Source organism: Alcaligenes sp. SMD-FA, assembly GCF_025960365.1.
Taxonomy (GTDB): Bacteria; Pseudomonadota; Gammaproteobacteria; order Burkholderiales; family Burkholderiaceae_B; genus Alcaligenes; species Alcaligenes aquatilis.
This window is the reverse complement of the sequence record NZ_CP110108.1, coordinates 3,805,354-3,818,417: the sequence shown is the minus strand read 5'-3', so window position 1 is coordinate 3,818,417 and position 13,064 is coordinate 3,805,354. Positions and strand designations below refer to the sequence as shown.

The window sequence follows — 13,064 nt, the reverse complement described above, 5'->3', positions numbered from 1 at the left end:
CTTGTTCAGAGGGGAGGGGGCATTTCTCTCACCTGATCGTTCTGAGAGCTGATTTCAACACGGTTGCGGCCATTGCGTTTGGCTGTGTAGAGCGCCTCGTCGGCCAATTTCAAGACAGTGCTGTGTTCACGAGCATGGATGGGCCAATTTGCCACTCCGATGGAGATGGTAATGGGCGAGCCTGTGGGGCTGTTGGTTTTACTGATCAATATGCGCAGACGCTCGGCTAGCTGTACGGCTTGGTCGATATCCTGCTCAGGCAGGAAGATGCTGAATTCTTCTCCCCCGACGCGGCAAACCAGGTCCGTGTCACGGGTGCAGGCTCGCATGGTGTTGGCCAAAAAGCACAGCACTAGGTCGCCCACGTCGTGGCCGTAGGTATCGTTGACACGTTTAAAGTGGTCGATATCGACCGCCAGAACGGAAAAGGGGGTGTCTGTGTCTCTCCACTGCTGGAGCATGGCATTCATGCCACGACGATTGGTCAGGCTGGTGAGTGGGTCAGTATTGCGCTCGATATCCATGACGCCCATCTTGCGATTGACGCGTTTCAGGCCCAGCAGCATGGCTAGTTTGATCTGGCGGGACTCAAAGTACCAGGCATGAACCTGGCTGATGCGGGAGCCGGCCAAGTCTGTGTCCAAGTGGGGAGCCTGGCGGGCCAACTGGCGCAAAGGCTTGGCAATAAGCATGGCCAGCATCCAGATAAGGATCTGGACAGCGACAAAAAATGGGATGGAGTTGCGCAACACTTTACCCAGCAGGCCGCTAAGTTCTTTCAAAACGGTGTCGGTGGGGCTTTGTACGACCAGGCCCCATTGCACATCCTTGCTGGGGGCAAAGCCGGTCAGCATGTCTGTGCCTTTAGAGTTCTCCAAGGCCAAGGCGTCAATCCTGCCTTGGTTGACGGCATCAATGGCAGGGTTGTCGCTGATAATCTCGCCGATGCGACTTGTATCCTGGTGATAAAGCAGACGTTTGTTTTTGTCGACGACATAGATGTAGGAGCCGTCACGATGAAAGTGCTCGCCTAGCAGCGCATTCAGGCTATTGGGTTCATGTAGATAGATGGAGCCGCCTACCAGGCCCTGATAGTTACCATCAACGTCAAGAATGGGGTACGACAGAAAGATCAGCAGCCGGCCAGTGGCCGACATGTACGGGGAGCTGACCAGGGGGATTTTGCTGTTCAGAGCATGTCGGGTGCCCTCACCATGCAATACGGTGCCCAGTAGGCCGAGGTTGTAAGGGGCATTGGCCAGTACCTGGCCTTTGGTATCCAGAATCAGCACCGAGTTGAAGCTGTTGTTTTGCTCGTGCAGGCGGTTGACCTCCGCATTGAGCTGCTGCTCAGTTTTTGGGGCGGGGCCCGAGAGCAGATTGGCGCTGTAACGAAGTTGCTGCTGCAAATTGGCAATAAAGGCATCTGTGCTGCTTGCCAGTTTCAGCGCATAGGCCCGGTTCTTTTCCAGGGCCTGGTCCATTAACAGGGTACGTTCTGCCCAGTAGGCTCCATATAAGGTGTAACCCATGGTCAGCAGGCTGCTGGCAGTAGCCAGCAGCAAAATCAGCCGGCGCAGATCGACAAAAAACATGAGGATGGGCGAGTGCTAGGATGAAAAAGGGCTGGAAGGAGCTGGGGAAGGCAAGAACTGCCCTAATTCATTATACGTAAAGAATTTTTTTGGGGTCGTTTAAATGCAGCTGGAGACCACGGCAAGGACAGTCCGCCCGGCAGGGGGCAACAGCAACGTGTAAGATGTGAAATGGTCTAGACCAATAGACAATTACCACATGAGTATCGCTGGCTGGGTAAATTGAATGGTATCGGCCGGCACCTTTCCATGGAGATCCCGATATGAAAAGCGTAGATAGTTTTAAGGCTTTGCACCAGTTGGATGTCGGCGGGCAGTCCTACGACTACTATCGGTTGGATGCGGTTCGTGGAGATGGCCTGGATGTTGCCAGCCTGCCGTATGGTTTGAAGATCCTGCTGGAAAACTTGCTGCGCACCGAGGATGGCGCCGATGTGACCGCGGATGATATTCGCGCCCTGGCCGCCTGGGATCCTGCTGCCGAGCCCGATCGTGAAATCGCCTTTACCCCCGCACGTGTTGTGCTGCAGGACTTTACCGGTGTGCCAGCCGTTGTGGACTTGGCCGCCATGCGTGAAGCCATGCAGGCGCTGGGTGGCGACCCGCAAAAAATTAACCCCCTGGCACCGGTAGAGCTGGTTATTGACCACTCGGTGATCGTGGACGATTTTGGCAAACCCAGTTCTTTTGAGCGCAACGTACAGATCGAGTACGAGCGCAATATGGAGCGCTACCAGTTTCTGCGCTGGGGCCAAAGTGCATTTGATAACTTCAAGGTCGTGCCACCGGGCACGGGTATTGTTCACCAGGTGAACCTGGAGCACTTGGCCCGCGTGGTCTTTACGCGCGACGAACAAGGCCGTCAACTGGCCTATCCCGATACCTGTGTGGGTACGGACTCGCACACGCCTATGGTGAACGGTCTGGGCGTGGTGGCCTGGGGCGTAGGCGGTATCGAGGCCGAAGCCGCTATGCTGGGACAGCCCATTTCCATGCTGATTCCCCGTGTTGTGGGTTTCAAGCTGACAGGTCAAATGCCTGAAGGCACTACGGCGACAGACTTGGTGCTGACGATTACCGATATGCTGCGCAAGCACGGTGTCGTGGGCAAGTTTGTGGAGTTCTATGGCCCTGGCGTCAGCGCTGTGCCTTTGGCCAACCGTGCCACGATCGGCAATATGAGCCCCGAATACGGCTCCACCATTTCCATGTTCCCGATTGACGAGGAAACCCTGCGCTACATGGAGCTGACGGGGCGCTCCAAAGAGCAGATCGACCTGGTGCGCGAGTATGCCCAGGCCCAGGGTCTGTGGCATGACCCGCAGCACGAGCCTCGCTACTCCGAGCGCCTGGAGCTGGATTTGTCCACGGTCGTCCCCTCGATTGCCGGCCCCAAGCGCCCGCAAGACCGCATTGCCCTGTCCTCGTCCCAATCCGCCTTCCGTACCTCGGTACGTGATCTGCTGGGCGACGATGTAGCGACCTATGACGAGGCCGTGGAAGAGAGTTTCCCTGCGTCGGACGTGCCTTCGCACAAGCCACCCGCACCTCGTAAAGCGGCGGTGACGTTCACGTTGGCCGACGGTAGCCAGTGCGAGCTGGATCACGGCTCGGTGGTGATTGCCGCCATTACCTCGTGTACCAATACCTCCAACCCAAGTGTGATGATGGCCGCGGGTCTGCTGGCCAAGAAAGCGGTGGAAAAAGGCTTGAGCCGCAAGCCTTGGGTGAAAACCAGTCTGGCCCCAGGCTCGCGCGTGGTTACCGACTATTACGACCGTGCCGGCCTGACCTCCTATCTGGACAAGCTGGGTTTTGACCTAGTGGGTTACGGCTGCACCACGTGTATCGGTAACTCCGGCCCACTGATTCCAGAAGTCAGCCAGGCGATTAATCAAAACGATCTGGCCGTGGTGTCCACCTTGTCGGGTAACCGTAACTTCGAGGGCCGTATTCACCCCGAAGTGAAAATGAACTACCTGATGTCGCCACCGCTGGTGGTGGCCTACGCTTTGGCGGGCACGATGGATATCGACCTGTACAAGGAGCCTTTGGGGCAGGGTAGCGATGGCAAGGATGTGTATCTGAAAGACATCTGGCCCTCTGCTGCTGAAGTGCAGGACGTGATCAGCAAGGCGATTGCCTCGGATATGTACCGCGATGGTTATGCCGATGTGTTTGCCGGTGATGAGCGTTGGCGCTCTCTGCCTACACCCGAAGGGGATCGTTTCGAATGGCAGGATTCCTCTACCTACGTGCGCAAACCCCCATATTTCATTGACCTGAAGCGTGACCCCAGCCCTGTCTCGGATATTCGTGGCGCACGCGTGCTGGCCAAGCTGGGTGACTCGGTGACGACCGACCATATCAGTCCGGCTGGGTCGATTGCACGCATGTCGCCAGCGGCCACCTATTTGATGGACCACGGCGTACAGCCGCAGGACTTCAACTCGTACGGCTCGCGTCGCGGTAACCATGAAGTCATGATTCGCGGCACCTTTGCCAACGTGCGCTTGCGTAACCAACTGGCTCCGGGTACGGAAGGGGGCTACACACGCGACTTCACACAAGACGGCGCGCCCGTGGCAACGATTTACGATGCCTCGCGCAATTACTTGAGTGCCGATGTCCCGCTGGTCATTTTGGCGGGCAAGGAATACGGTTCGGGTTCTTCGCGTGACTGGGCGGCCAAAGGCACGGTGCTGCTCGGTGTACGGGCAGTCATTGCCGAATCTTACGAGCGTATTCACCGCAGCAATTTGCTGGGCATGGGCGTGATGCCTTTGCAGTTCCCGGCTGGCCAAAACGCACAAACCCTGGGTCTGACGGGCGATGAAGTCTTCGACATCGAAGGCATTACCGCCTTGAATCAGGACAAGATCCCCGAGAAGGTCAAAGTGCGTGCTGGCGATATTGAGTTCGAGGCCCTGGTCCGAATTGATACGCCTAGCGAAGCGCATTATTACCGTCATGGCGGTATCATGCAGTACGTGTTGCGGGGCTTGTTGAAAGCGTAAGCTCGGCAGCAGGCCACGGCGTGATTTGACACGCCAGCAGGTGCGCCAGTGGTGTCATGCCTCTGGCGCATTTGTGTGTTTAGGGGCCGGCTCTTTTGCCGGCCTTTTGTGTGGATAAAGAAAAATGGCGAATACCCAAGAAGCATCTTGGTCTGAGTTGTTGTCTGGCCGTAATGGCTTGCGCTCGCTGGCCTTGGCCGGAGGCGTGGCTGTTCACGCGATCAATGTGTACGTGGCGACCACGATTTTGCCTTCCGTGGTGGAAGATATAGGCGGGTTGGAGTACTACGCGTGGAATACCACGCTCTTTGTGGTGGCATCGATTCTGGGCTCGGCCCTGTCACCCCAAGTCCTGGAAAAATGGGGCCTGCGACACAGCTTTCTGGTGTCGCTGCTGTTCTTTGCGATTGGCACGACCTTGTGCGCGGCGGCGCCTTCCATGCCTTTCCTGCTTGTTGCCCGCACGATTCAAGGATTGGGGGGTGGCTTGCTATTGGGTCTGAGCTACTCCTCGATCCGGTTGGTGTTTGAAGAGCGGCTTTGGCCGCGCGTGATGGCCCTGGTGTCCAGCATGTGGGGCGTGGCGACCTTGTCGGGACCGGCGATTGGCGGGGTGTTTGCCCAGATGGGCCAATGGCGTCTGGCATTTTGGAGTGTCCTGCCGTGTGCTGCTTTGCTGGCGATTCTGGTCTGGACCCAGTTGCGTGATGCGCGTGCCCCTGAAACGCGTCAATCCGGTTCGACCTTGGGCAAGGTCTTGTTGCTGACCGCCTCGGTACTGGTCATGTCGGCAGGTAGCCTGTCCACGTCGTGGATGATCAATCTGGCCGGTGTCGTGGGTGGCGCGATGCTGGTGTATCTGATGGCGCGTGCCGACAGCAAGTCCACCAGCCGCCTGTTTCCGCAGGGCACCTATTCCATCAACACCGCCTTGGGTAGTTTGTACGCTGGTATTGGCTTGGTCAGTGTGGCGGTGGCAACGGAAATCTTCATTCCGTATTTCCTGCAGATCATCCATCACATGAGCCCGCTGAAAGCCGGCTACCTGACTGCCTTGATGTCCGGTGGCTGGACCTTGGGTTCGATTGCCAGTTCCAGCCGTGGGCTGAAAACCGGGGACAGATTGATTATTGCCGGGCCTGTGCTCTCGGGCTTGTCGCTGGCTGCCCTGGGCGTGTTTATCCCGTGGGAGGGTTTGAGCGAAGGCAGGGATTATTCCTGGGCCTTGTACCTGTCCTTACTGGGCGTTGGAATAGGGATTGGTCTGGCCTGGCCGCACCTGCTGACACGGGTCTTTCATTCCGCGCCCAAGGGCCAGGAGAATATTGCCTCGGCTGCCATTACGACCTTGCAGCTGTTTACGATGGCCTTGGGGGCTGCATTGGCCGGGATCATCACCACGGCCTCGGGCTTTGCAGACCCCGGTGGGGTGCAGGGCGCGCGCCAGTCAGCGCAGGCTCTGCTGTGGCTGTTTGCTCTGGCGCCTCTTCTTGCCGCCTTCCTGTCCGGGCCTGCAAGACGGGTGCGCCCCAAGGCTTAGCCTTAGACAGTGCTTTTGGGCAAGCGGAACAATTCTGGATCCGGGCCAAGACGACCTTCGGCCTGGTCCAGACCGGCAATGTCTGCCATGTCCTGCTCGCTGAGCTCGAAGCTGAAAATGTCCATATTGTCACGCTGGCGTTCGGGGGAGGTGGACTTGGTAATCACCATATTGCCCAGTTGAATCTGCCAGCGCAGCATGACTTGCGCCACAGAGCGGCCATGTTCCTTGGCAATCTTGTTCAGTACCGGATTGTCCCACAGCGTACCCAGTCCCAGTGGGCTCCAGGCTTGCGTCTGGATAGCGTGGTCTTCATGGTAGTGGCGAGACTCTGCCTGCTGAAAGCCGGGGTGCAGCTCAATCTGATTGAGCACAGGCAACACGCCGGTCTTGTCCAGCAAGGTTTGCAGGTGCTGGGGCAGGAAGTTGCACACACCAATGGATTTGACGCGGCCTTCATTGCGCAGATTGATCAGTGTTTCCCAGGTCTGGATGTACTGGCGGTTCTTGGGCACAGGCCAGTGAATCAGGTACAGATCCACATATTCGAGCTGCAGTTTGTCCATGCTTTCTTCAAAGCCTGCACGGGTGTTGTCGTGGCCATGCATGTCATTCCACAGCTTGGTGGTCACAAACAGCTCCTCGCGTGGCACCTTGGACTGACGAATCCCTTGACCGACTTCGGCCTCGTTGCCGTAGATGGCAGCAGTGTCGATCAGGCGGTAGCCTACCTCGATGCCACTGCACACCACATCGGCCGTTTGCTCGGCAGGCACCTGCCAGACACCCAGGCCCAGTTGTGGCGCGCGGTTATCGTCGTGGAAGGTGATTGTTGGGGGGGTAGTCGACATAAGTCTCTCCTCGGTAGAGTGCACGGCAAAACAGCCAGGGTCTGGCTGATGAAACCACCGCGCATGGGGAACGATCGGGGCCTAGGGCCTGTTAACGCAATCTCCTTACATCGTGTTAACAGGTCCTAGAGTACAGGCGGTGTCAAGGCAAAAGTCCTTAAAGGGACCTGAATCCACACGGGATGGACACGTGAAGCTTGTACGTAGGCAGGAAATTGGCTTATTGTTTTTTGTCCTGCGGCGATTATAGAGGCGTCGACTGGATTTTTTATTAAGATGTTGCAATCTGCATCATTCATAATCCCATATAAGCGTTGTCCTATGGGGTTCCAGCTGGAGTAAGTATGAGCGTACATACCACGCAGGTTCGCATTAGCGTTCCCGCTCTGACCGCCTATAAGGGCAAACAAAAAATTGCGTCGTTAACAGCCTATATCGCGCCTATCGCACGAATGCTGGACGAGCACATGGATATGATCCTGGTGGGCGATTCGACCGCGATGGTAGGGTATGCCATGCCTGACACCCTGAGCATTACGGTGGATATGTTGGCTGCCCATGCTGCGGCCGTGGTGCGTGCTACTAAGCACGCTTGTATTGTCGTGGATATGCCCTTTGGCAGCTATCAGGAATCACCCCAGCAGGCATTTGCCAACGCATCGCGTATGCTCGCGGCCAGTGGTGCCCAGGCAGTGAAGATGGAAGGCGGTCAAGCCATGGCTGAAACGACCCGCTTTCTGGTCGAGCGCGGCGTGCCTGTGTTGGCCCACGTGGGTTTGATGCCTCAGTACGTCAACACCATGGGTGGCTACAAGGCTCAAGGCATGACCGATGCTGCAGCCCAGCGCGTGTTGGACGATGCCGTCGCACATGCCCAGGCCGGTGCCTGGGGTGTGGTGTTGGAAGGGGTGGCGGAAAGTGTGGGCCGCCGGATTACCGAAACCATCGCCATTCCTACGATCGGTATCGGTGCATCGCCTGCGTGTGATGGCCAGGTGTTGGTAACTGAAGATATCCTGGGCCTGACAAACGGCAAGATTCCCAAATTTGCCAAACCTTACGCGGATGTGGGTGCCTTGATCTCGCAAGCGGCAGCGCAGTACGCGGCGGAGGTGCGTGATGGTTCTTTCCCCACGTTGGAGCAGTGTTTCGGCGTGAAACGCTAGTCCGGCTAACTATTCCGCATTAGAATATTTCATGTTGATAAATGCGGCATTCACATAGACCGACATGGAAATTCGCCAATTAGAAGCTTTTGCAGCTGTGATGTCCGCAGGCAGTGTGACCGCTGCCGGCCGTTTGCTGGACCGCTCTCAGCCTGTGGTCAGCCGCCAGATTCAGGAGCTGGAGCAGGAACTGGGCTTCAGGCTTTTTACTCGTACCCGTCCGCAGGTCACCCTGACCGATCAAGGGCGCGAGTTTTATCTGGAAGCCAGGCCGGTGCTGATGAATCTGGAGGTGCTGCAAAGTCGCGCTCTGGAAATCGCCCGTGGCGGCCTGCGGCCCCTGCGTATCGTGGCCACTCATGCGCTGGCTATTGGGTTGCTGCCCCAAGCGCTGGGCATCATGGAGCATCACAATCCCGCCTTCAAGCAAAAGCTGATTATTGATACGGTAAAGCCGGAAGAGGTGGTGCAAGCCATCGACGAAGGGCGGGCAGATCTGGCTGTTACCAGTTTGCCGCTCGATATTGATGGTTGCACCTTGCACTGGTCAGGACAAAGTCCGTGTCTGTTGGGTATGGCATTGGATCATCCCCTGTCCGAGCACGAACTGGTGCGTTTGAGTGATATTCAAGGCACGCCCCTGATTTCCATTCAGAACCGCCATCGCCTGCGTCATACCCTGGCAACCGCTCTGTTGCGCGCCAGTCCGGAAGCACCGGAAGATATTCGTCATATCGAGGTTGCATCGTCTTTGGAAGGGCTGGTTCTGGCCAGCCAAGGGGTAGGCGTGTCCTTGATCGACCCCTTCACTGCCCACGGCCTGCCACTGCCGAATGTGGTGTTGCGCCCCATTGATATCCACGTGCCTTATATGGTCGGCGTGGTGTCGCTGCGATCACGCGAACTACGCCCCGATGCACAGCGTCTGGTCGAGGCCATGCGACAGTATGTGCTGCAGTTCATCCCGCGCTTTGTACTGGGAGATGATACGGGCTTGCCCAGCACGCAGGATCCGTTTGACTCGCTGTAAACAGATGGGGGCTGCTGCGGCGCCCCGCCTTTGTCAGCCTCAAGGAATCATGGCGTAAGCCACAACCTCCAGCTTCATGCCCGGCTCCACTAAAGCGGCCACGCCCACGCTGGCTCGGTTGGGAAAGGGCGCGGAGAAAGACTCCCTGTAGACCTTGTCGATGACGTCCATATCGGCGATATCAGTCATGTAAATCAGCACTTGGGTGACGTTTTCCAGGCTAGCTCCCGCTGCTTGAGTGGCCCGTTGCATATTGGCAAAGGTCAGGCGAGCCTGTTGCTCGATGCTTCCCGTATCGATGCTGCCGTCCGGCCGCACAGGCCCGGCCACCATGAACAGCATTTCCCCTTTGGCTTTGACAGCCCAGGAGAACGCTTGCTTGAGGGGAGGAAGCCCGACGTCGACAACTTGTTTCATCACTTGCTCCGAGTAGAGATGACCGGCAAAGACGCAAAGAGCGCCTGCGTTGCATCGCCCAAACGGGTGTTGGGGCGAGCCTGGTCAACAATGACATCGAAGTGGTTGCGTGCGGGCATTTCGATGGGGGGCAGATATTGGGCGCCCAGTGCGTTCAGCGCGTCGGCAAAAGCCTGACTCTGGCGTTTGAACGCCGAGGTTTCGATTTCTCCCCAGCTAATGATGGTGGGAGGAAATCCGTTCAGATCAAGCAGTTGAGGGCTAATCGCTCGTGCACTGTCCACGTCCAGAGACAGTGCCTCATTGATGCTGGTGCCAATCAGGGGCTGTAGATCGTAAATGCCCGATACCAGCACCGCGGCTGCAGGTGCGCCGACAGGCAAATCAGGGTCGTCTTTCCATCCGCGCAGGCAGCACATGGCTGCCAGATGCGCACCGGCAGAACTGCCGGAAACGACAATACGTTGCGGATCAAAACCCAGTTCTTTACCGTGCTCATACAGCCAGCGCAGTGCCTGGCGGCATTCCAGCACCATGTCATGGACAGAGGCTTGCGGTGCCAAGGTGTAATCGATGGCCGCAAAGGCGATGCCCGCGTTGGTGCAATCCGGGGCCGAGAACAAAGAGGACGCCTTGGAGAGCTCCTGCCAGTAGCCGCCGTGAATAAACAGCAGCAGCGGTGGGAGGGATTCCGAGTCGCGCGGCGCAGGCAAAAAGAGGTCGAGCTTATGTGCGGCGGCACTGCCATAGGCCAGCTCGGTATGACGTGATCCGCTTTGCAAGGCCGCTGCGCTAAGCGTGGCGTAGTCCTCGATGTAAGGCGCGTAGTTTCCGCCTATACAGGAGCTGGGCGAGTATTCGCGCTCGCGCTCCTGCGCGGAGAGTAAGTCGTGTGAGGCTGGCATTACAGCGCGGTCCGAACCGTCCAGATTTCAGGGAACAGCACCACGTCCAGCATCTTGCGCAGGTAGCTGACGCCGCCTGTGCCACCGGTGCCGCGCTTGAAGCCGATGACGCGTTCAACCGTCGTGACATGGCGGAAACGCCAAAGACGGAAGGCGTCCTCAATGTCGGTCAGTTTCTCACCCAACTGGTACAGGTCCCAGTGTGCATGTGGGTCACGGTAAACCTGCAACCAGGCAGCTTCGACTTCGGGGCTGGCCACGTAGGGCTGCGTCCAGTCACGCTCCAGATAGTCTGCGGGAATGTCAAAACCCTGGCGGGCCAACAGACGCAGCGACTCATCGTACAGCGAGGGGGCACGGTAAGCGGCCTCAACCTGGCGGAGTAGCTCAGGGCGGTGTGCATGTGGCTTGAGCATGGCGGCATTCTTGTTGCCCAAAGCAAACTCAATACAGCGATATTGTGCGCTTTGAAAGCCGCTGGAGCTGGCCAGATAAGGCCGCATGGCAGTGTATTCCGGCGGGGTCATGGTCGAGAGCACCGTCCAGGCGCTGACCAGTTGTTCCATGATGCGCGAGACACGCGCCAGCATCTTGAAGCTGTCGGCGTATCGGTCAGCAGCGACCGATTCAGTGGCCGCGTTCAGTTCGTGCAGCATTAGTTTCATCCAGAGTTCACTGGTCTGGTGCTGGATGATAAACAGCATTTCGTCGTGGGCAGGCGAGAGCGGGTGCTGAGCGCCCAGCACCTCGTCCAGGTGCAGGTAATCGCCATAGCTCATGGATTGGCTGAAATCCAACTGCGCTTTTTCTTCCGAAACAATGCGCTCTGTCTCGCTGATTCCCTTGTCAGCCGATGCCTTGGAAGCATTCATTTGTTCTGTTCCCGGTACATTAATCATGACCTGTGCGGCCTGTAGAGCAGGTCGCGTGGGTCGCTGGAAAACCAAAGTCGCGTTGCGCGCCAAGGGGAGTGTGCCATGCATCGTGCCCGAAGGTTTCCATCAGTGGCGCGGTGCAGTCACCCGAGCAGGCGGGCACAGGGGTAAAGCTGAATGTTGTCTGTGGTTTCATTATTCAATCCCACTTAAATTTATGCGTTGATCTTAGGGATTTAAGGGTCTTGCGCCAAGCTGTTTTTTATAGAAGCATAATTTTTTCTAGAAAACTTTAAAAACAGGTTTTTTTATGCAAATAGATTTGGATGAGGTGGATTGCAGTTTACTGGCCGAGCTGCAACGAAACGCCAGGCTCACCACAAGCGAGCTGGCGCAAAAAGTGGGTATATCGCAGTCGCCTTGCTGGCGCCGGATCCGTCGCATGGAAGAAGCCGGGCTTATTTCAGGCTACCACGCCCGGCTGGATCGTCGCGGCCTGGGCTACGGTGTGGTGGCCTTCGTCAGCATCAGTGTGGACTTTCAGAACGAAGCGCGTTCGGTGCAGTTTGTAGAAGCGGTACGCGATATTCCGGAGGTAGTGATGTGTCATGGCATTGCAGGCCCGGCCGACTTTTTGCTCATGGTGGTGGCCAAGGACCTGGACAGCTATTCGGAGTTGTTGCAACGGAAACTGCACCGTTTGCCGGGTGTCCGGCAAGCGCAAACCAGCTTTTCCTTGCAGGAGTTCAAGGGGCTTAACGAGCTGCCAATCCCGGTAATGGTCAAGCCTGCACCCTGATTCACTACGCTGTAAACCTTGATATGCGACGTGATCCTACGTTTTGCCGCGTTACCCATGATGAGTTAGGCAGCTAAGGGTTAGCTCTGATTTATTGTCAAAGAAGTCCGTCCTTAGAATTGATCAAAAATCACAAATCATTGCTCGAACTAACTTTGTGACGGAATCTAATGAAACATTCAGATGCTGCAAGCGCCAGTGCTCCGCTCGAAGCTTTTCAACCTATCGTTCGGCAATCCGTTAACGAAGCGGTCTATCAAGCCCTGCGAAACAAGCTGATGCACGGGGAATACCGTGCCGGCCAAGTGCTGGGTATTCAATACCTGGCCGACGCGCTGGGCACCAGCACCATGCCCGTGCGTGAAGCATTACGCCGCCTGGTCGCACAACAGGGGCTAGAGCCGTTGCCCAACGGCACCACGCGTGTTCCGCTGATCACCAAAGCCTGCTTGAGCGATATTCGTCGTGCACGCGTTCTGATCGAAGGCACCGTCACCGAGTGGGCCGGCCCCTTGCTGACATCCTCTGTGCTGGATCAGTTGGAACAGTTGGCGCAAGAAATTACACAAGAGCGTCGTACGCCCAAAGGCGTGGCCAGCAGCTTGGAAAAAAATCGGATCTTTCATTTCACGATTTACGCCGCCGCCCAGTCTCCGGTCATGCTCGCCATGATCGAGAGCCTGTGGCTGCAGTCAGGTGCTTATCTGCGCGAAACCCGCGAATTACTCCACAACGAGGACTCCTCGGACCAATTGCACGAGTCCGCCGTAATCGCGCTGCGTAACGGCAATTTCGCCCAGGCACGTCAATACATTCAGGAAGATGTCTCCTGGATATTTGACCGCTTGGATCTGCCCGATTGAATCGAT

General features: G+C 57.0%; 11 protein-coding genes. 6 read left to right on the top strand and 5 right to left on the bottom strand.

All coding sequences use genetic code 11. The features are described from left to right. Window positions 1–5: 5 nt before the first annotated feature. Window positions 6–1,595, bottom strand: coding sequence for a sensor domain-containing diguanylate cyclase (locus OKX01_RS17635; RefSeq protein WP_094198032.1), 1,590 nt, complete (start codon window positions 1,593–1,595; stop codon window positions 6–8). Between the two features lie 263 nt (window positions 1,596–1,858). Here OKX01_RS17635 and acnA point away from each other — a divergent pair, with 263 nt between their 5' ends. Beyond that, window positions 1,859–4,612: an aconitate hydratase AcnA gene (gene acnA, locus OKX01_RS17630; RefSeq protein ID WP_094198031.1), complete on the top strand. Its 2,754-nt coding sequence runs from the start codon at window positions 1,859–1,861 to the stop codon at window positions 4,610–4,612. Between the two features lie 124 nt (window positions 4,613–4,736). Then, on the top strand, window positions 4,737–6,152 hold the full coding sequence (locus tag OKX01_RS17625; protein ID WP_108728382.1) for an MFS transporter: 1,416 nt from the start codon (window positions 4,737–4,739) through the stop codon (window positions 6,150–6,152). A gap of 2 nt (window positions 6,153–6,154) precedes the next feature. Here OKX01_RS17625 and OKX01_RS17620 read toward each other — a convergent pair whose 3' ends face one another. Then, window positions 6,155–7,003: an aldo/keto reductase gene (locus OKX01_RS17620; RefSeq protein ID WP_094198029.1), complete on the bottom strand. Its 849-nt coding sequence runs from the start codon at window positions 7,001–7,003 to the stop codon at window positions 6,155–6,157. 344 nt (window positions 7,004–7,347) lie between these two features. Between OKX01_RS17620 and panB the strand changes: the two genes are divergently transcribed. Both panB and OKX01_RS17610 read left to right on the top strand, forming a co-directional pair. Then, complete coding sequence (panB, locus tag OKX01_RS17615; RefSeq protein ID WP_094198028.1) at window positions 7,348–8,169, top strand: 3-methyl-2-oxobutanoate hydroxymethyltransferase; 822 nt, start codon at window positions 7,348–7,350, stop codon at window positions 8,167–8,169. A 64-nt stretch (window positions 8,170–8,233) separates the two neighbouring features. Further along, window positions 8,234–9,199, top strand: a complete 966-nt coding sequence (locus tag OKX01_RS17610; protein ID WP_264672185.1) for a LysR family transcriptional regulator — start codon at window positions 8,234–8,236, stop codon at window positions 9,197–9,199. A 39-nt stretch (window positions 9,200–9,238) separates the two neighbouring features. Here OKX01_RS17610 and OKX01_RS17605 read toward each other — a convergent pair whose 3' ends face one another. The 3 genes from OKX01_RS17605 to kynA are packed head-to-tail and all read right to left on the bottom strand — an operon-like array spanning window position 9,239 to window position 11,393. Next, window positions 9,239–9,616 (bottom strand): RidA family protein, encoded by a 378-nt coding sequence (locus OKX01_RS17605; RefSeq protein WP_094198026.1) that lies wholly within the window; start codon window positions 9,614–9,616, stop codon window positions 9,239–9,241. Further along, window positions 9,616–10,521: an alpha/beta hydrolase gene (locus OKX01_RS17600; RefSeq protein ID WP_094198025.1), complete on the bottom strand. Its 906-nt coding sequence runs from the start codon at window positions 10,519–10,521 to the stop codon at window positions 9,616–9,618. The genes OKX01_RS17605 and OKX01_RS17600 overlap by 1 nt, the downstream gene beginning before the upstream one ends. Next, window positions 10,521–11,393, bottom strand: coding sequence for a tryptophan 2,3-dioxygenase (kynA, locus tag OKX01_RS17595; protein ID WP_094198458.1), 873 nt, complete (start codon window positions 11,391–11,393; stop codon window positions 10,521–10,523). The genes OKX01_RS17600 and kynA overlap by 1 nt, the downstream gene beginning before the upstream one ends. Before the next feature lie 313 nt (window positions 11,394–11,706). On the opposite strand from kynA, the gene OKX01_RS17590 reads away from it, so the two are divergent. Next, window positions 11,707–12,195, top strand: coding sequence for an Lrp/AsnC family transcriptional regulator (locus OKX01_RS17590; RefSeq protein WP_094198024.1), 489 nt, complete (start codon window positions 11,707–11,709; stop codon window positions 12,193–12,195). 170 nt (window positions 12,196–12,365) lie between these two features. After that, window positions 12,366–13,058, top strand: a complete 693-nt coding sequence (locus tag OKX01_RS17585) for a GntR family transcriptional regulator (RefSeq protein ID WP_094198023.1) — start codon at window positions 12,366–12,368, stop codon at window positions 13,056–13,058. Window positions 13,059–13,064: the final 6 nt, after the last annotated feature.

What these genes read in the sequence shown, in the direction of transcription:
- OKX01_RS17635 (WP_094198032.1), bottom strand. Translation starts at nt 1,595, where the DNA reads ATGTTTTTTGTCGATCTGCGCCGGCTGATTTTGCTGCTGGCTACTGCC.
- acnA (WP_094198031.1), top strand. Translation starts at nt 1,859, where the DNA reads ATGAAAAGCGTAGATAGTTTTAAGGCTTTGCACCAGTTGGATGTCGGC.
- OKX01_RS17625 (WP_108728382.1), top strand. Translation starts at nt 4,737, where the DNA reads ATGGCGAATACCCAAGAAGCATCTTGGTCTGAGTTGTTGTCTGGCCGT.
- OKX01_RS17620 (WP_094198029.1), bottom strand. Translation starts at nt 7,003, where the DNA reads ATGTCGACTACCCCCCCAACAATCACCTTCCACGACGATAACCGCGCG.
- panB (WP_094198028.1), top strand. Translation starts at nt 7,348, where the DNA reads ATGAGCGTACATACCACGCAGGTTCGCATTAGCGTTCCCGCTCTGACC.
- OKX01_RS17610 (WP_264672185.1), top strand. Translation starts at nt 8,234, where the DNA reads ATGGAAATTCGCCAATTAGAAGCTTTTGCAGCTGTGATGTCCGCAGGC.
- OKX01_RS17605 (WP_094198026.1), bottom strand. Translation starts at nt 9,616, where the DNA reads ATGAAACAAGTTGTCGACGTCGGGCTTCCTCCCCTCAAGCAAGCGTTC.
- OKX01_RS17600 (WP_094198025.1), bottom strand. Translation starts at nt 10,521, where the DNA reads ATGCCAGCCTCACACGACTTACTCTCCGCGCAGGAGCGCGAGCGCGAA.
- kynA (WP_094198458.1), bottom strand. Translation starts at nt 11,393, where the DNA reads ATGAATGCTTCCAAGGCATCGGCTGACAAGGGAATCAGCGAGACAGAG.
- OKX01_RS17590 (WP_094198024.1), top strand. Translation starts at nt 11,707, where the DNA reads ATGCAAATAGATTTGGATGAGGTGGATTGCAGTTTACTGGCCGAGCTG.
- OKX01_RS17585 (WP_094198023.1), top strand. Translation starts at nt 12,366, where the DNA reads ATGAAACATTCAGATGCTGCAAGCGCCAGTGCTCCGCTCGAAGCTTTT.